Source organism: Burkholderia sp. FW306-1C-G01B (genome assembly GCF_058781685.1).
In genome coordinates this window covers 141,232-157,921 of sequence record NZ_JBYSWZ010000007.1, presented here as the reverse complement: position 1 = coordinate 157,921, position 16,690 = coordinate 141,232, and the positions used below count along the sequence as shown (strand labels likewise).

Sequence of the window (16,690 nt, the reverse complement as noted above, 5' to 3'; positions counted from 1 at the left end):
CGTTCGGTTCGCGCTTTTTGTTTGGTCCGACGGGATTGGCGGCGGCGGCGGCGGCGAATGCGGCCGCAATGGCCGCCGCATCCGTCAGCGTGCGATGCCGAGCCGCGCCTTTGCTTCGTCGTACTCGCGCTTCAGGCGCTCGACGAGCGCACCCACGCTCGGCAGGTCGTCCATCAGCCCGACGCCCTGGCCGGCGCCCCAGATGTCCTTCCACGCCTTCGTCTTGTCGCCGCCGAAATTCATCTTCGTCTTGTCGGATTCCGGCAGCGCTTCCGGATCGAGGCCGGCTTTCTCGATGCTCTCGCGGATGTAGTTGCCGTGCACGCCGGTGAAGAGGTTCGTATAGATGATGTCGGACGATTTCGCGTTCAGGATCGCGTGCTTGTAGTCGTCGATCGCGTGCGCTTCCTGCGTCGCGATGAAGCGCGTGCCCATGTACGCGAAATCGGCGCCCATCGCCTGCGCGGCGAGGATCGAGCCGCCGTTCGCGATCGCGCCGGACAGCACGATCGGACCGTCGAAGATCTTGCGGACCTCGCCGACGAGCGCGAACGGCGACGTCGTGCCCGCGTGGCCGCCCGCGCCGGCCGCGACGAGGATCAGCCCGTCGACGCCGGCTTCGAGCGCCTTCTGCGCGTGGCGCAGGTTGATCACGTCGTGCAGCACGATGCCGCCGTAGCTGTGCACTGCGTCGACGATCTCGCGCGCCGGCGCGCGCAGGCTCGTGATGAAGATCGGCACCTTGTGCTCGACGCATACGCGCACGTCGTGCTCGAGCCGCGCGTTCGACTGGTGGACGATCTGGTTGACCGCGATCGGGCCGATCACCGCATCGGGGTGTTTCGCCTTGTGGTCGGCGAGCTCCGACTGGATCTGCGTGAGCCACTCGTCGAGCAGTTCGGCCGGACGGGCGTTGAGCGCGGGGAACGAACCGACGATGCCCGCCTTGCATTGCGCGAGCACGAGTTCGGGGTAGCTGACGATGAACATCGGCGACGCGATGACGGGCAGCGTCAGGTTCTGCAGGACGGTGGGCAATGCCATGTGATGTCTCCAGTCTCCAGGGAGGGCCGGCGCCCGCGCGGTCGCGTTGACGCCGACACCATGCTTTGCGGTCGAACGATGATTCGAGTGTAGCTGCGGAACGAGATCGTACATATTAATACGAACGGTCGTGCGATTCTACGCGAGCTTAACAAAATGCGCGGTGTGGCCGCAATCGAGTGAGTGTTCTCTTTCTACGGATTCTGGCTGCTGCCCCGCTGTGAAGATGCGCGAGCGCTCCTAAAATAGCCGCCATAACAAACCAACGAGAAATAAACCATGTCGTTTGAGGCGTTTGCACCGTTTCGCGTGACGGTGCAGGACACCGACATCTTCGGTGTCAAAGGAGGCGCGGGCCCGCCGCTCCTGTTGCTGCACGGGCATCCGCAAACCCACATGATCTGGCATCGCGTTGCCGCGACGCTCGCGAATCACTTCACGGTGATCGCCACCGACCTGCGCGGATACGGCGCATCGGGCCGGCCGCCGAGCGACGCGCGGCACGCGCCGTATTCGAAACGCGCGATGGCGGCCGATCAGGTCGCCGTGATGCGGCATTTCGGCTTCGAGCACTTCCATGTCTGCGCGCACGATCGCGGCGCGCGTGTCGCGCACCGGCTCGCGCTCGATCACGCGGATGCCGTCGAGCGGATGATGCTGCTCGACATCGCGCCGACGCTCGCGATGTACGAGAAAACCGATCGCGCGTTCGCGACCGCGTACTTCCACTGGTTCTTCCTGATCCAGCCGGAGCCGCTGCCCGAGACGCTGATCGGCGGGCATACCGATGCGTACATCGAGCGCGTGATGGGCAACCGGTCCGCCGGGCTCGCGCCGTTCGCGCCCGAGGCGCTCGACGCGTACCGCGCCGCGCTCGCGCAGCCGGGCGCCGTGCACGCGATGTGCGAGGACTACCGCGCATCGGCGACGATCGACCTCGAGCACGACCGTGCGGATCTCGAGCGCGGCAACAAGGTCGCGTGTCCGCTGCGCGTGCTGTGGGGCGAGCACGGGATCGTCGGTCGCTGCTTCGATCCGCTCGACGAATGGCGTCGCGTCGCGCGCGACGTCAGCGGCCGCGCGCTCGAATGCGGGCACTACATTCCGGAAGAGGCGCCCGTCGCGTTGATCGACGAACTGCTTGCGTTCTTCGAGGCGCGCGACCCGTCCGCATAAGGGCGCGCGGGCGGCGCACGCCGGCCGCTCAGCGCTGTGCGCTGTCGTCGTCGGCGAGCGGCGGCAGGCGGCGCGGCACGGGCGTCGATTTCACGATCGCGGTGCTCGTCTCAGCGCGCTCCGTCACCTTCGACAGGATGTCGTCGAGGTGCGCGATCGTGCGCAGGTAGAGCCGGCAGATGAAGCAGTCGTCGCCGGTCACCTTGTCGCATTCGACGAATTCGGGGATCCGCCGCAGCAACTCCTCGACCAGATGCAACTGGCTGGGCAGCGGCTTCACGCGGACGATCGCCTGCAGCGTGTAGCCGAGCGCGCGCGGGTCGAGCTCGACGGTGAACGCGGCGATCACGCCTTGCGCCTCGAGCCGCCGCACGCGGTCGGCGGTCGCGGGCGCCGACAGCCCGATCTGCCGCGCGAGCTCGCTGGTCGCGATGCGCGCGTCGTCGGCCAGCGCGGCGAGGATCGCGCGGTCGGTCGCGTCGAGCGACGCGACGGCGGGTGGGGAAAGGCGTTTCGGCATGATCGCTTTGCTTTCGAAGGTAAATCGGCTGATTCACTTCAGTTTAGCCGTGGTTTCGGCGAAAGCAAGTTTCTAGAATCGAAGTCATCCACTCTCATCAACGGAGTTCAAGATGGCCTCGAATGAAATTCGCCGCGGTGCCGCCGAGATGGTCGTCGCGATGATGATGTCCGGCACGATCGGCTGGCTCGTGATGTCGTCGCGGCAGCCGCTGACGAACGTCGTGTTCTTCCGCTGCCTGTTCGGCGCCGCGACGCTCGCGATCGTCTGCGCGGCGTTCGGCTTCCTGCGCCGCTCGCTGTTCTCGCCGCGGATGCTCGCGCTCGCGACGCTCGGCAGCGTCGCGATCGTCGCGAACTGGCTGCTGCTGTTCGCCGCCTATTCGCGCGCGTCGATCTCGATGGCGACCGCCGTCTACAACACGCAGCCGTTCATGCTCGTCGCGCTCGGCGCGATCGTGTTCCGCGAACGGATCACCGCGTCGACGATCGCGTGGCTCGCGCTCGCGTTCGCCGGGCTCGTCTTCGTGGTGCGCGTCGAGCCGGCCGTGCTCGCGGTGCCGGGCGAATATCTGGAAGGCGTCGCGCTGTCGCTCGGCGCGGCATTCCTGTATGCGATCTCGTCGATCGTCACGAAGCATCTGAAGGGTACGCCGCCGCATCTGCTCGCGCTGCTGCAGGCCGGCCTCGGGATCGTGCTGCTCGCGCCGTTCGCGCACTTCGATACGCTGCCCGCGACTGCCGGGCAATGGCTCGACCTCGTCGTGCTCGGCGTCGTGAACACGGGCCTGATGTATGTGCTGCTGTACGGCGCGATCCAGAAGCTGCCGACCGCGATGACCGGCGCGCTGTCGTTCGTGTATCCGGTCGTCGCGATCGTCGTCGATCGAGTTGCGTTCGGGCAGACGCTCGCGTGGACGCAGGTGTTCGGCGCGCTGCTGATCCTGCTCGCGGCGGCCGGCGTGAATCTCGGCTGGCGCATCGTGCCCGCGCGTCGCACGGCGGTCGGCAACTGAAACAGTCGTACGATTCGGCGCCGCGACGGGGTACCGCCGCGGCTCGCCGGGGGATTTCAGGAACGCGGATTGCGCTTGGATTGCGTTCGAAATGGGCCCGCGCGCACGTGCGAAAGACGCTGTAAGAAGTTGTAGGGAAACACCCGATGCGATGCGGCCGCGTCGCTCGTATCATGCGGGCTGTGACGTTGATCACGTTCACTGGATTCCGATCTCGACGCCGTTCGCCCGTGAGGCTGAACGGCTCTTTTTTTATGTGCCGCTCCCGGCGAGCATGCGCCGCCGCGCATCGAGCCGCGCGAGCAGCGCGCGCCTCGCGTCGTCGTCCGACGCACGCCATCCCTTGATCTCGTCGCGCGTGCGCAGGCAGCCCGCGCACCAGTCGGTGCGCGGATCGATCCTGCAGACGTCCGTGCACGGCGATGCGACTGTGCCGACCGGCACCGACACCGGTACGTCGCTCATGCGTTGTCCCGCAATGCGACGTCCGCGACCGGCGCACCCGTCAGCGACACGAGTTCGTGCGGAGACAGGTTGAACACCGCGTGCGGATGGCCGGCGGCCGCCCACAGGCTGTCGAGCTCGAGCAGGTCGGCGTCGATCAGCGTGACGGGTTCGACGAGATGGCCGATCGGGCAGACGCCGCCGATCGCATAGCCGGTGTTGTCGCGCACGAACTTCGCGTCCGCGCGGCCCACTGCGCCGACCTGCGCGGCGACCTTCTTCTCGTCGACGCGGTTGACGCCGCTCGCGACCACGAGCACGGGCGCGCCGTCCGACTGCCGGCGAAACAGGATCGACTTCGCGATCTGCGCGACCGAGCAGCCGAGCCCGGCTGCCGCCTCGGCCGACGTCTTGCCGGTTTCGGCGAGCATCACGATGCCTTTCGCATGGCCGCGCTCGCGCAGCAGCAGCGCGACTCTTCGCGCGGAATCGGGGAGGGAATCGAATGAAGCAGGTGTCGTCATATTGAGGAATCCATGAAATGCCGGGGTCAGACGCAGGTCGCGGCGTCGTCCGCGCTCTGCGCCTTGGCGAGCAGTGCGCGACCGGCGCGCGACACGTTCGTGCGGCCGATCGCGTTCGAGATGAAGTCGCCGGCGGCGACGACTTGCGCGAGATCGACGCCGGTGTCGATGCCGAGGCCCTGCATCAGGTACAGCACGTCCTCGGTCGCGACGTTGCCGGTTGCGCCCTTCGCGTACGGGCAGCCGCCGAGGCCGGCGACCGACGCGTGGAAGATCTCGATCCCTTCGAACAGCGCAGCGTAGATGTTCGCGAGCGCCTGGCCGTAGGTGTCATGGAAATGGCCCGACAGGCGTTCGCGCGGGAACACGCGCGTGACGGCCGAGAGCACTTCGCGCGTGCGCTTCGGCGTGCCGACGCCGATCGTGTCGGCGATGTCGATTTCGTCGCAGCCGAGCGCCGCGAAGCGTTCGACGACGTCGACGACCGACGCGACCGGCACCTCGCCCTGGTACGGGCAGCCGAGCGTGCACGACACGCTGCCGCGCAGTCGCAGGCCCGCGTCCTTCGCGGCCTTCGCGACGGGCTCGAAGCGCGCGATGCTCTCGGCGATGCTGCAGTTGATGTTCCGCTGGGAGAATGCCTCGCTCGCCGCGCCGAAGATCACGACTTCGTCGGCGCGCGCGGCGAGCGCATTCTCGAAGCCCTTCAGGTTCGGCGTGAGCACCGAGTAGACGGTGCCCGCGCGGCGCTCGATGCCGGCCATCACGTCGGCGCCGTCGGCCATCTGCGGCACCCATTTCGGCGACACGAACGACGCGGCCTCGATGTTGCGGAAGCCGGCGCGCGACAGCCGGTCGACGAGCGCGATCTTCACGTCGGTCGGCACGAAGGTCTTCTCGTTCTGCAGCCCGTCGCGCGGGCCGACTTCGACGATCTTGACGGCGGTGGGGAAGCTCATGGTTGTCTCCGGTTTTGTCTGTATTCAGTAGCCGCGCGCGTAGTCGACGATGCCGCCGACGCGCTCGCCGCGCTCGAATGCGCGGATCTTGCCGGCGATCTGCTCGACGGCCTCGGCGCGCAGCGTTTCGGCCGAGCTGTGCGGCGTGATCGTGATGCGCGGCGCGCGCCAGAACGGATGGTCGTCCGGCAGCGGTTCGTGCTGGAACACGTCGAGCGTCGCCGCGGCGATCCGGCCGCTCGCGAGCGCGTCGAGCAGGTCGGCCTCGACGAGATGCGCGCCGCGCGCGACGTTGACGACGTACGCGCCGGGCGCGAGCCGCGCGAACGCGCGCGACGACAGGATGCCGTCGGTGTCGGGCGTGCTCGGCAGCAGGTTGACGAGCACCTTCGCACCGTCGATGCACGCGTCGAACGCACCGTCGCCGGCGAAGGTCGCGATGCCGTCGAGCTGCTTCGCGCCGCGGCTGTAGCCGCGCACCGGCAGGCCGAGCGCGGCGAGCGCGAGCGCGACCTGCGCGCCGAGCACGCCGAGGCCGAGCACGGCGACGGTGAACGTTGCGCGCGGATGCGGTTCGAGCGGGTGCCAGCGGCGCTCGCGCTGCTGCGCGTCGTATTCGTCGAAACGGCGCAGGTAGCGCAGTACCGCGTGCGTCACGTATTCGACCATCTGCCGTGCCATGCCCGAATCCTCGAGCCGCACGAGCGGCACGTGCGCGGGCAGCGTGCCCGGATGCGCGCGGTCGAGCGCGAGCAGCGCGTCGACGCCCGCGCCGAGGTTGAAGATCGCGCGCAGGCCGTCGCGCGGCGCGAAGAATTCGCGCGGCGGGCGCCATACGAGCGCGTAGTCGGCGGCGGCCGTGTCGCCCGGCTGCCATGCGCGCAGTTCGGCTTCCGGCAGCGCGTGCGCGATCTCGTCGCGCCATGCGGCGGCTTCCTGGTGCGGGGAGTAGAACAGGATCTTCATTGCGTGACTTCGCGCGTGCCGGCGAGGCTCGTCACGGGAACGGCGAGAGGGGCCGGGCGCAGCGTGCCGGCGGGCGTAGCGGACATCGGGCGTCTCCTGACGACCGGGCCCGGCGCGTCGACGCCGGGCCCGGTTCCGTGTGAAGCTGACGGGAAGCCCACATTCTACGGTTTCGACGCGAATTGCGCCGTCGCGCGGGCCGGCGCGCGCAAAAGCAAAGCACAAAATATTGGTTCGGCCGCCGGGCGCCGCGCGCCACAATCGAAACTCGTCTTCAAGCAAGCGAGGGCAATCATGCGCGCATGCAGCAAATCGGCGTGGCCGCCGCGGCTCGTCACCGTACCGGGCCTGCACGGCAGCGAGGGCGCTCACTGGCAGACCTGGCTCGAGCGGCAGTTCCCGCGCTCGCTGCGCGTCGAGCAGGACGACTGGGATGCGCCCGATCTCGCGCGCTGGGCGCAGTCCGTGCGCGCGCTGCTCGACCGCGAGCGCGGCCCGTTCGTGCTCGCCGCGCACAGCTTCGGCTGCCTTGCGGCCGCGCATGCGCTTGCGCAGTGGCCGCATACGGGCGATGTCGCGGGCGTGCTGCTCGTCGCGCCCGCCAGTCCGAAGAAATTCACGTTTGCCGGGCCGTTCGACGCGCGCCGGCTCGCGGCGCCGTCGATCGTGATCGGCAGCGAGACCGATCCGTGGATGCCGCTCGCCGATGCGCGCACGCTCGCGCAGCGCCTGGGCAGCGCGTTCGTGAACCTCGGCGACGCCGGGCACATCAATACGGCGGCCGGCTTCGGGCCGTGGCCGCGCGCGAAGTACTTCGTCGACACGCTCGTCCATTGCGCGGCGCCGCTGCGCTTTCGCGAAGCGGACGACGGCTTCGACGCCGCGCTTGTCGACCGCGCGCTCGCGCATGCGGTCTGACCACCTCGGTTCTGCGGTCGGGGGCGGAATCGGCGCGATCAGCCCGGCGATGATGCAGTGGTGGCCGACGCGGCCGCGTTCGACGCGGGCTTCGCATCGTCGTCGTCATCGGGCGGGTAGTGCACGACGGGCGGTGCGAGCGGTGCGGCATCGGACGCGGCGGCATTCGCGGTCGCATTGCTGTTGAACGCGCTGGCGGAGCCGCTCGATGCGCCGGCCTGCTGCGAGGCGTCGGCCGCGTGCGCGTCGTGCGGCGCGTCGTCGCTGCAGGCGGCGACCAAAGCGGCGGCACAAAGAACGACGACGGCGGAAACGCGACGCATGACTTCTCTCCTGGCAGGCTGATCGGGAAACGTTTTCGAGTATGCCGATACGATGCGACGTTTCGGTGAATCGTTTGCGATCGGTGTGTGATCGCGAAACGCTTTCGTCAAATTAACGGATTACTTTCGCGTGCGTGCGGCCATCGCCGACCGCCGACCGTCGTCTGTCAGCGCCGCGGTGTCCTGCGGCGCACTTCGCTGCGCAGCCAGTCGAGCCAGGTGCGGATCGCCGCTTCGTGCGGATGGCCGGGGCGCCACACGACGTAGTGCGCATACACGTCGGTCACGCGCACCGTCGACACGCGCACGAGCGTGCCGGCCGCGAGTTCGGGCTCGATCAGCGAGCGGCGTGCGAGTGCGACGCCGCGCCCTCTCAGCGTCGCGTCGATCAGCGCGTTCGCATCGGTGAAGCGCGGCGCGCGCGCGGATTCGGTGAGGTCGAGCCGCGCGGCCTGGAACCACGGTTCCCACGGCTGCGCGGGATGGCGCAGCAGCGTCGCGCGCACGAGATCGGCCGGCGCGCGCGGCGCGACGCCGTCGCGATTGCGGTACACGGGGCTCGCGACCGGAAAGATCGTCTCGTTCATCAGTTTCTCGGCGACGACGCCCGGCCACGTGCCGGGCCCGTAGCGCAGCGCGACGTCGATGCGGTCGCGCTTGCGCAGCGGCGCGAGCGCCGCGTCCGGGTGCAGCGCGATCGCGATGTGCGGATGTGCGGCCGAGAAGCGCGGCAGGCGCGGCGCGAGCCAGCGCTCGGCGACGCTCGGCAGCACGCTGACGTTCAGCGTGACGTCGCAGGTGCGCGGGCGGCTGCGCACGGCGAGCGTCGGCTCGAATGCGCGTTCGAGCACGCTCAGGCCCTGGCGCACCTGCAGCGCGAGCGCGTGCGCGGCGTGCGTCGGTGTCGCGCCGTTGCGCTCGCGCGTGAAGAGCGGATAGCCGAGCTGCGCCTCGAGCGTGCGGATGTGCTGGCTGACCGCGCCTTGCGTGAGTGCGAGTGCGTCGGCCGCGCGCGTGAAGCTCTGCAGCCGCACGGCGGCCTCGAACGCGCGCAGCGTCTGCAGCGGAGGGAGGTGGATGCGTCGCATGCGGGTATTAGTAACACTAATGTCCGAGCACGACAATTCATCGTTTGCGGTGCCCGGCCACGCGTTCCTACACTCGGTTCCGTCTTCCACCCCCCGGTCGGGCCACACCATCATGAACGCATACCGTCTCTATCTTTCGCCGGGCGCCTGCTCGCTTGCCGCTCACATCGCGCTGGAGGAAACCGGCGCGCCGTTCGACGTCGAGATCGTCTCCCTGCAGAAACGGCAGAACCTCGAAGCGCGCTATCTCGCGATCAACGCGAAGGCGCGCGTACCCGTGCTCGCGATTCCGGGCGAGCCGCGCGTGCTCACCGAAACGCCCGCGATCCTCACGTATCTCGCGCGCCGTTATCCGGATGCGCGATTGCTGCCGCTCGACGATCCGTTGCGCGAGGCGCGCTGCCACGAATGGCTCGCCTGGCTGGTCGGCTGGGTGCATGGCGTCGGCTACGGCGCGCTGTGGCGGCCGGGCCGCTTCATCGGCGACCCGGCCCTGCACGGTGCGGTCAGCACGCACGGGCGCGGCACGATCGATGCCGCGAACGAGAAGATCGAAGCCGCGCTCGCTGACGGCCGCACATGGGCCGAACCGGGCGGCCATTCGATCGTCGATCCGTTCCTGTTCGTGCTGTATCGCTGGGGTGTCGCGATCGGGCTCGACATGACGCGGCATCCCGCGTGGGCCGCCCATGCGCAGCGCGAGGCCGAACGGCCGGCCGCGCGGCGTGCGCTGGCGCGCGAGGCGGGCTGACCGCGCGAGCCCGCCCGATCGATCGCGCGCCGGTTTCGTCTCCGGGTTCATTCGCATAACGAAATTCGAACATGTCCAATTGCCATGCCGTGTTCATTCATATTGAATGAGAATCATTATCGTCAATGAGGTGGAATGAACATGAGCCGTTGCATTGTGTCGAGCGCGACGCCGCCGCGTCGCGCGACTGCTTCCGTTGCGTTCGCGATGATGACCTGTGCGGCCGCACCAGCGTGCGCGGAAGAGGTGGACTCGCGGCAGGCGCCGCACCTGAGCCCGATCTTCGTGCAGGGCGACCGCGACACCGGTTCGCGCGTCGACCGCTCCGGCTCCGCGAAATACGCGACGCCGCTGCTCGACGTGCCGCAGACGATCACCGTCGTGCCGCGCGCGGTGCTCGACGAGCAGCAGGCGCTGAGCCTGCGCGAAGCGCTGTCGAACGTTGCTGGCATCACGTTCAACGCAGGCGAGGGCGGTGGCGGATCGGGCGACATGTTCAACATCCGCGGCTTCGGCGCGAACGCGAACCTGCAGCTCGACGGTCTGCGCGACAGCGCGCAGAACAATCGCAGCGACCTGTTCAACGTCGAGGCGGTCGAGGTGATCAAGGGGCCGAACTCGGTGTTCGGCGGCGCGGGCACCACGGGAGGTTCGGTGAATCTGGTCAGCAAGGCGCCGAAGGCCGGTGCATTCACGGAAGCCGGTGCGATGCTCGGCACGTCCGACTACCGGCGCGTGACGCTCGATGCGAACCGGCCGCTGCCGGGTACCGACGGCAGGGCCGCGTTCCGCCTGAACGCGATGGCGCACGTCAACGACGTGCCGGGCCGCGACGACATCCGCAAGCGGCGCTGGGGCGTCGCGCCGTCGCTCGCGTTCGGCCTCGGCACGCCGACGCGCGTCATGCTCGGCTATTTCCACCAGGACGACAACAACCTGCCCGACTACGGATTGCCCGCGCACAACGGGCAGGTGCTGGGCGGCGTGTCGCGCGACAGCTATTTCGGCTGGCGCAACCTCGACCGCGAACGCATCACGTCCGACGCGTTCACCGTGAAGGCCGAGCACGACGTGTCGTCGAACCTGAAGCTGCAGAACCTGAGCCGCTATGCGCACCTGCATCGCGATACGGTGATCTCCGCGTCGCACGTGAACCTGCAGGGGTTGCCGCCCGGGCGCTACAAACCGGCCGGGCCGCAGGGTTACGGCCGCGATGCGTCGACGGCGATGTGGGCGAACCAGACGAACGTCACGAGCACGTTCGGCACGTTCGGGCTCGGGCACACGCTCGTTGCCGGCTTCGAGATCTCGCGGGAAACGTACGACCGCACGACCTATTCATATGGGCTCAACCGGTTCTATCCGGCCGGCGGTTTCCCGCTCGCCGCGCCGCCCGGCGACTGGCGCGGCCCCGCGCAGCGCCAGGACAGCGCGCACAACGACACGGCGCTGGTCGTGAAGGCGCTCTACGCGTTCGACACGATCGCGCTCGGCCGGTACTGGGACGTCGACGTCGGGCTGCGGCACGACTGGATCGACGGCCGCTCGGAAGGCACGCCGGCCGGCAAGCCGACCGAGCGCGCGGACAGCGCCGACCGTCACCTGAGCACGCGCGCCGGGCTCGTGTTCAAGCCGACCGACAACGGCCGTGCGTATTTCGCGTACGGCACGTCGTTCAATCCGTCCGCCGAGTTTCTCGTCACGACGGGCTCGGGCGTGACCGCGGCGACGGGCGCGCTCGCGCCCGAGAAGAACGAGAGCTTCGAACTCGGCGCGAAATGGGAGGGACTTGCCGGCGTCGCGCTGAACGGCGCGCTGTTCCAGACCGAAAAGAAGAACGCGCGCGAACGGATGGCCGACGGCAGCTACGCGCTCGTTGGCCGGCAGCGCGTGCGCGGCATCGAGCTCGGTGCCGCCGGCAAGGTGACGCCGCGTTGGGACGTGTTCGCGAACTACACGTATTTGGCGAGCGTCACGCTGAGTTCGCCGTCTTCGCCGCGCCGCGACGGGCAGGCGCTCGGCAACACGCCGCGGCACGCGTTCAATCTGTGGACGACCTATCGGCTGCCGGCCGGCTGGACGGTGGGCTATGGTTCGCATTTCGTCGGCCGGCGCAACGTGACGTCGCAAGGCGACGGCCAGCTTGGCGCGTACTGGGTGCACAACCTGATGGCCGGTTACGACGTGAGCCGCCGGCTGCGTTTCCAGCTGAACGTCGACAACCTGTTCGACCGCGCATATGTCGAGCGCGTGCGGCAGGTGTCGGGAAGCGAATCGCGATCGTCCGCGGTCGAGTTCGGCGACGGTCGCTCGGCGATGCTGTCGGCCGTGTACAAGTTCTGACGGTTTGCGCGTGCCCGCTACCGCGAGAACAGCGGATAGGTCGCGCCGGCGACCAGCGCGGCCGCGAGCCAGACCATGCTCCACGAACTGACGGCGAGCAACGGCGGAATCGCGAGCGGCGTCGCGAACAGCCCGAGGTAGACGATCGTGTTCGCCATCCCGAGCGCGGTGCCCGCGTGGTTCGCGCCGGCGAGCGTCGCGAGCTCCGTATACGCGACTCCGTGCCATGCCGATACGCAGACGCCCGCGAACACGAGAATCGCGACGATCGCTGCGAGCGGCACGTGCGGGCTGCCGGCCGTCGCGGCTGCAAGCAGCGCGAACGACCCGGCGGCGACGAGCACCGAACCGCGCAGGTACGCGCGGCGGTTGCCGTGCCGGTCGGTATGACGGCCGCTCCAGACGCGCATCACCATCGCGCCGAGCTGCAGCGCGACCATCGCCGCGCTGATGCCGGCGAGGCCGAGCCGGCCGAAGTCGTGCAGGAACACCGTCGCGAACGTGAGCACCGCGAACTGCGGCGTGCACAGCAGGCCCATGCCGAGCACGATGCGCCACACGCGGCCGCTCGCGAGCGGGCCGCGCGCATGCCGAGCGGGCTGCTGCTGCTCGACGGAGCGAGGCACGGAGCCGTGCTCTGCGGCCGCCGCGGCGGGCGGCTCGTGCAGCCAGCGCCAGGTCAGCGCGGCCGATGCCGCGCACAACAGCATCAGCACACCGAACACCGCGGCGAAACCCAGGTGTGACGCGAGCGACGGCAGCAGTGCCGCGCCGATGCCGCCGCCGAGCGGTACGGCCGTCTGGCGGATGCTCATCGCGAGGCCGCGTTCGCGCTCGCCGAACCAGCGCATCACCGCGCGCCCGCTCGACCCGTTCACGCTGCCGCCAAGCAGGCCGACGCAGCTCATCATCGCGACGACGCGCATCAGCGGCGGCACCGCGTGCGCGGTCGGGACGATCGTGCACACCATCAGCGCGAGCATCGCGGCCGTCGCGACGAGCCCGGTCAGCAGCACGCGGCGATCGCCGAAGCGGTCGGCGGCGATCCCCCAAGGCAGCTCGGACAGCGCGACGCCGAAGCCGAGCGCACCGAGCACGAGGCCGAGCGCGCCGTTGTCGAGGTGATAGGCCGTGCGCATCCACACGGCGGTGGTCGGAATGCCGGCCGCGGCGGCCGAAAAGCTCATGTTCGCGGCGACGCCGGCCGCCAGCACGCGCCAGCGGTGGGCGGGCCCGCGCGCGTCGCGGGCGGGCGAGGAGGGGGAAGCGATGCAGGTGGTATCCATGGCGGCAGGCCCGGTTGGAAATTGACATCGACAGTCTGGCGGCCTACATTCATCCTGAAAATCGGAAAGTTTTTGATGAATCGTTCGATAGAACAGGATGATTGACGTGCCCGGACAAGACCTTCCCCGTGGCGGCGGCGAGCCGCCCGCAATGGCCGATGCCGCGCAGGCCCGGCCCAATTTCGACGTGGCGGCGCTGCGCAGCCTCGTCGCGGGCGTGGATCTCGGCAGTTTCGCGAAGGCGGCCGACCGTGTCGCGCGCTCGTCGTCGGCAGTGAGCGCGCAGATCCGCAAGCTCGAGGAGCAGGCCGGCACGCCGCTGTTCGTGAAAGCCGGGCGCGGGCTCGCGCTGACCGACGCCGGCGACGCGATGCTGCGCTACGCGCGGCGGATGATCGAGCTGAACGACGAGGCGGCCGCGGCCGTGCGCGGCGTGAATCTCGACGGCTGGGTGCGCGTCGGGCTGCAGGAGGATTTCGGCGAGGCGATCCTGCCCGACGTGCTCGGGCGATTTGCGCGCGCGCATCCGAAGGTGCGGATCGAGGCGCGCGTGGCGCGCAATGCCGATCTGCTCGACCGGCTCGATGCGAACCAGCTCGATCTCGCGCTCGTATGGGGCGACCCGGCGTCGGCGGCGCTCGTGTCGCGGGCAGGGATCGACAGCGAAGCGATCGCGCAGGTGCCGATGCAATGGATCGGCGCGGCGGGCGCGGGCGGTTTCGGGATGCCGGACGGCGGCGGGGAGGGGGCGGAATACGGTGCGGCACCGGTTGCGCGCGGCGAAACGGGCCGCGAAACGGGCGGAGAAGCGGGCGGAGAAGCGGGCGGAGAAGCGGGCGGCCGTGCCGTGCGCGCGCCTGGCGAGCCGCTGCCGCTCGTCGTGTTCGACCGGCCGTGCCGGTTCTTCGGCGCGGCAACCGATGCGCTCGACCGCGCGGGCGTGCCGTGGCGCGTCGCGTTCACGACGCCGAGCCTCGCCGGGCTATGGGCGGCGGCGGCGGCCGGCCTCGGGCTGACGGTGCGCTCGCACTACGGGCTGCCCGCGTCGGTGCGCGTGCTCGACGCGGCGTCGTCCGGGCTGCCGCAACTGCCGAGCCTGCCGCTGATCCTGCTGCGGCGCACGTCGTCGGCGACGCCGACCGTCGACCGGCTCGCGCGGATCGTGACGCAGGCGGTGCGGGATGCGACGGAGGGGGCGGTGGCGGCGCTAGCGGCCTGACGAGACGTTCGATTGTCGCGGCGGGCTGCGACTCGGCAGCCCCTCTGTCGATCGGCCGAATGGATCGATCGGCCGAATGGATCGATCGGTCGAACGTGACTACAGTGATGGTCACCCAGTAACGGAGGTCATCATGCGAAACGCGAACATTCCCGACGCCGGCGCTTTCGATTCATCGCAACGGGCTGATGCCACGATCCGCGGTGACGGGGCGTCAGCCGATCGATTCGCGCCTGCCAGGCAACCCATTCGGTTTGGAGTCCTGCAAGGGCAGGCCTGGATCGCGGACGACTTCGACGCTCCGCTGCCCGATTACCTGCTGGATGCTTTCGAAGGGCGCTGATGCGGCTGTTGCTCGATACGCACATCTTTTTGTGGATCGTGACCAATGACCCCAAGCTCAGCGCACGGGCGCGCAGACTGATCTCGGCCGCCGACGAACGTTTCGTCAGCAGCGCGAGTATCTGGGAGGCCGCCATCAAGGCCGGCTTGGGAAAGCTCGACATCGACGTGGGCAAGCTGGTCCGCTCGATCGGCGCCACGCGGGATTCGCGAGCTACCGGTTCGGGCCGTGCATGGGGCCGCAGTCCGTGATTTGCCTCACCACCATCGCGATCCGTTCGATCGCTTGCTGGTCGCGCAGGCACGGCACGAACCGCTTCAGCTTGTGACTGCCGACGCCCTTCTTGCACGGTATGGCCTGTCTCTGGTTTTGACAGTTTGAAATAATCCGTCGGGTTGAAATTCATCTGTCGCCAGCGCCTCACGCGGCGTAGAGGCCTATGCTGCCGCGACGTCCGGCTCGATTTCTTCGAGTGCCGCGCAGATGGCTGCCAGCCTTTCCCGCAACCCGTCGCTCGCCGGCACGAACGGCAGCCGCAACCCGTCCTCGAACCATCCTTGCGCGGCCAGCACGGCCTTCACCGGCGCCGGGTTCGGCTCCGCGAACAGCGCCGCGACGAGCGGCTGCAGCGCGACCGACAGGCGCCGCGCATCGGCGAGCCGCCCGTCGCGCAGCAGCGCATGGATGCGCACATGCCATTCGGGCAGCACGTGCGCGCTGCTGGCAATCGCGCCGTGCGCACCGGCGCACAGTGCCGCGAAGTTCTGGTTGTCGTCGCCGGACAGGATCGCAAGCGGCGTGTCGTGCACGAGCCGGCTCATCCGGTCGAGCGTGCCGCCGCATTCCTTGATGCCCGCGACGCGCGGGTCGCGCGCGAGCGCCTGCAGCGTTTCCAGTTCGACGTTCACGCCGGTGCGGTACGGGATGTTGTAGACGAGCACGGCCAGGTCGGCCGCGTCGACGATCGCCTCGACATGGCGGCGGATGCCGTCCTGCGTCGGCCGCACGTAGACGGGCGGCGTGACGAGCAGCCCGTCGGGCCGCAGCGCGGCGAGTTCGCGCGCGCGAGCCGCCGCGACATGCGTCGCGCTCGCGGTCAGCCCGACGACGATCGGCAGGCCAGGCGCCGCGTCGCGCAGCGTCGCGAACACGGCGTCCTGTTCGCGCGCGTCGAGCAGCACGCCTTCACCGGTCGTCGCGCCCGCGACGAAACCCGCGATGCCCGCGGCCGCATAGTGGCGCGCGAGCCGCGCGAGCGGCGCATGATCGACTTCGCCGTGGTGGAACGGCGTGACGATCGGCAGCCAGATACCTTCGAAACGTGTGTGCATGCAAAGCCTCATGGTGGAAACGGAGTGGGAAGGAACCGTTCCGCCGGCGGAGTGCCGGAACGAGGCATGCGGGCAAGGAGAAAGAAACGACCTGCGGGCATCCCGTCCGGCATTCGCCTGACGGGACGCGACGTCCCCGTCAGTCGAGGAGTCGTTTTTTCAGTTTCAGCCCGGCCGCGCGCGCACCTGCCGCGACGGCGGCGAGGATCGGGAGCGAGCGCAGGGCAGCGGACATGGATGAACCGTGAAGTGGGCTGAACGGCGATCTTAACACCGGATCTGGCGCGCGCGCGAGCGTCCGCCGCCGTTTAGCAGGATTCGAGATTTGCTTTCCACGACTGATTGGAAAGCGCGCCGCGGCCGGCCGCTAGAATGCCCGCTTACGTTTCGATGACAGCGCGTACGCGTGCCGTCACGCACATTCACCACCACTGGAAACG

The 16,690-nt window shown here is 69.1% G+C and carries 17 protein-coding genes and 1 pseudogene; 8 read left to right on the top strand and 10 right to left on the bottom strand.

Going from position 1 to position 16,690, the window contains the following annotated elements:
• Positions 1-84: 84 nt before the first annotated feature.
• A complete protein-coding gene (locus AC3WLY_RS15865; RefSeq protein ID WP_492310212.1) occupies positions 85-1,044 on the bottom strand; it encodes an NAD(P)H-dependent flavin oxidoreductase in 960 nt (319 codons plus the stop codon).
• 279 nt (positions 1,045-1,323) lie between these two features.
• Between AC3WLY_RS15865 and AC3WLY_RS15860 the strand changes: the two genes are divergently transcribed.
• On the top strand, positions 1,324-2,220 hold the full coding sequence (locus AC3WLY_RS15860; protein ID WP_072437460.1) for an alpha/beta fold hydrolase: 897 nt from the start codon (positions 1,324-1,326) through the stop codon (positions 2,218-2,220).
• Between the two features lie 28 nt (positions 2,221-2,248).
• Here the strand turns inward: AC3WLY_RS15860 and AC3WLY_RS15855 are convergent, their stop codons facing one another.
• A complete protein-coding gene (locus AC3WLY_RS15855) occupies positions 2,249-2,740 on the bottom strand; it encodes an Lrp/AsnC family transcriptional regulator (RefSeq protein WP_492332691.1) in 492 nt (163 codons plus the stop codon).
• A gap of 112 nt (positions 2,741-2,852) precedes the next feature.
• Here AC3WLY_RS15855 and AC3WLY_RS15850 point away from each other — a divergent pair, with 112 nt between their 5' ends.
• The gene (locus AC3WLY_RS15850) at positions 2,853-3,755 is read left to right on the top strand and encodes a DMT family transporter (protein WP_175963761.1); all 903 of its coding nucleotides are present in this window, start codon (positions 2,853-2,855) and stop codon (positions 3,753-3,755) included.
• A gap of 252 nt (positions 3,756-4,007) precedes the next feature.
• Here the strand turns inward: AC3WLY_RS15850 and AC3WLY_RS15845 are convergent, their stop codons facing one another.
• From AC3WLY_RS15845 to AC3WLY_RS15830, 4 genes are read right to left on the bottom strand one after another with little or no spacing between them, the layout of a single operon-like run.
• Entirely contained in the window at positions 4,008-4,220 is a 213-nt protein-coding gene (locus AC3WLY_RS15845; RefSeq protein WP_072437453.1) for a DUF1289 domain-containing protein, read from the bottom strand.
• The gene (locus tag AC3WLY_RS15840) at positions 4,217-4,723 is read right to left on the bottom strand and encodes a YbaK/EbsC family protein (RefSeq protein ID WP_425131643.1); all 507 of its coding nucleotides are present in this window, start codon (positions 4,721-4,723) and stop codon (positions 4,217-4,219) included. The genes AC3WLY_RS15845 and AC3WLY_RS15840 overlap by 4 nt, the downstream gene beginning before the upstream one ends.
• Positions 4,724-4,749: 26 nt before the next feature.
• A complete protein-coding gene (locus tag AC3WLY_RS15835; protein WP_425131642.1) occupies positions 4,750-5,682 on the bottom strand; it encodes a hydroxymethylglutaryl-CoA lyase in 933 nt (310 codons plus the stop codon).
• A 24-nt stretch (positions 5,683-5,706) separates the two neighbouring features.
• Positions 5,707-6,648, bottom strand: coding sequence for a 2-hydroxyacid dehydrogenase (locus AC3WLY_RS15830; protein ID WP_492310214.1), 942 nt, complete (start codon positions 6,646-6,648; stop codon positions 5,707-5,709).
• Positions 6,649-6,942: 294 nt separating this feature from the next.
• Between AC3WLY_RS15830 and AC3WLY_RS15825 the strand changes: the two genes are divergently transcribed.
• A complete protein-coding gene (locus AC3WLY_RS15825) occupies positions 6,943-7,566 on the top strand; it encodes an RBBP9/YdeN family alpha/beta hydrolase (protein ID WP_425131640.1) in 624 nt (207 codons plus the stop codon).
• A gap of 38 nt (positions 7,567-7,604) precedes the next feature.
• Here AC3WLY_RS15825 and AC3WLY_RS15820 read toward each other — a convergent pair whose 3' ends face one another.
• Positions 7,605-7,889 (bottom strand): hypothetical protein, encoded by a 285-nt coding sequence (locus AC3WLY_RS15820; protein WP_310135448.1) that lies wholly within the window; start codon positions 7,887-7,889, stop codon positions 7,605-7,607.
• Between the two features lie 167 nt (positions 7,890-8,056).
• A complete protein-coding gene (locus tag AC3WLY_RS15815) occupies positions 8,057-8,977 on the bottom strand; it encodes a LysR substrate-binding domain-containing protein (RefSeq protein WP_310135447.1) in 921 nt (306 codons plus the stop codon).
• A 112-nt stretch (positions 8,978-9,089) separates the two neighbouring features.
• Between AC3WLY_RS15815 and AC3WLY_RS15810 the strand changes: the two genes are divergently transcribed.
• Positions 9,090-9,728 (top strand): glutathione S-transferase family protein, encoded by a 639-nt coding sequence (locus AC3WLY_RS15810; RefSeq protein ID WP_492310215.1) that lies wholly within the window; start codon positions 9,090-9,092, stop codon positions 9,726-9,728.
• Between the two features lie 141 nt (positions 9,729-9,869).
• Positions 9,870-12,071, top strand: a complete 2,202-nt coding sequence (locus AC3WLY_RS15805; RefSeq protein ID WP_492332690.1) for a TonB-dependent receptor — start codon at positions 9,870-9,872, stop codon at positions 12,069-12,071.
• 17 nt (positions 12,072-12,088) lie between these two features.
• Here AC3WLY_RS15805 and AC3WLY_RS15800 read toward each other — a convergent pair whose 3' ends face one another.
• The gene (locus AC3WLY_RS15800; RefSeq protein ID WP_492310217.1) at positions 12,089-13,357 is read right to left on the bottom strand and encodes an MFS transporter; all 1,269 of its coding nucleotides are present in this window, start codon (positions 13,355-13,357) and stop codon (positions 12,089-12,091) included.
• Positions 13,358-13,463: 106 nt separating this feature from the next.
• Between AC3WLY_RS15800 and AC3WLY_RS15795 the strand changes: the two genes are divergently transcribed.
• The 3 genes and pseudogenes from AC3WLY_RS15795 to AC3WLY_RS15785 all read left to right on the top strand — a co-directional run bounded on the left by AC3WLY_RS15795 (position 13,464) and on the right by AC3WLY_RS15785 (position 15,300).
• Positions 13,464-14,576 carry a LysR substrate-binding domain-containing protein gene (locus AC3WLY_RS15795; RefSeq protein WP_492310218.1) on the top strand — a complete coding sequence of 371 codons (1,113 nt, stop codon included), beginning with the start codon at positions 13,464-13,466 and terminating at the stop codon, positions 14,574-14,576.
• A 133-nt stretch (positions 14,577-14,709) separates the two neighbouring features.
• Complete coding sequence (locus tag AC3WLY_RS15790; RefSeq protein WP_492310219.1) at positions 14,710-14,919, top strand: hypothetical protein; 210 nt, start codon at positions 14,710-14,712, stop codon at positions 14,917-14,919.
• Positions 14,919-15,300: pseudogene (locus AC3WLY_RS15785) on the top strand (type II toxin-antitoxin system VapC family toxin). Before AC3WLY_RS15790 ends, AC3WLY_RS15785 begins: the two are co-directional and overlap by 1 nt.
• Before the next feature lie 56 nt (positions 15,301-15,356).
• On the opposite strand, the gene dapA reads toward AC3WLY_RS15785, so the two are convergent.
• Positions 15,357-16,250, bottom strand: coding sequence for a 4-hydroxy-tetrahydrodipicolinate synthase (dapA, locus tag AC3WLY_RS15780; protein WP_492310220.1), 894 nt, complete (start codon positions 16,248-16,250; stop codon positions 15,357-15,359).
• Positions 16,251-16,690 lie beyond the last annotated feature (440 nt).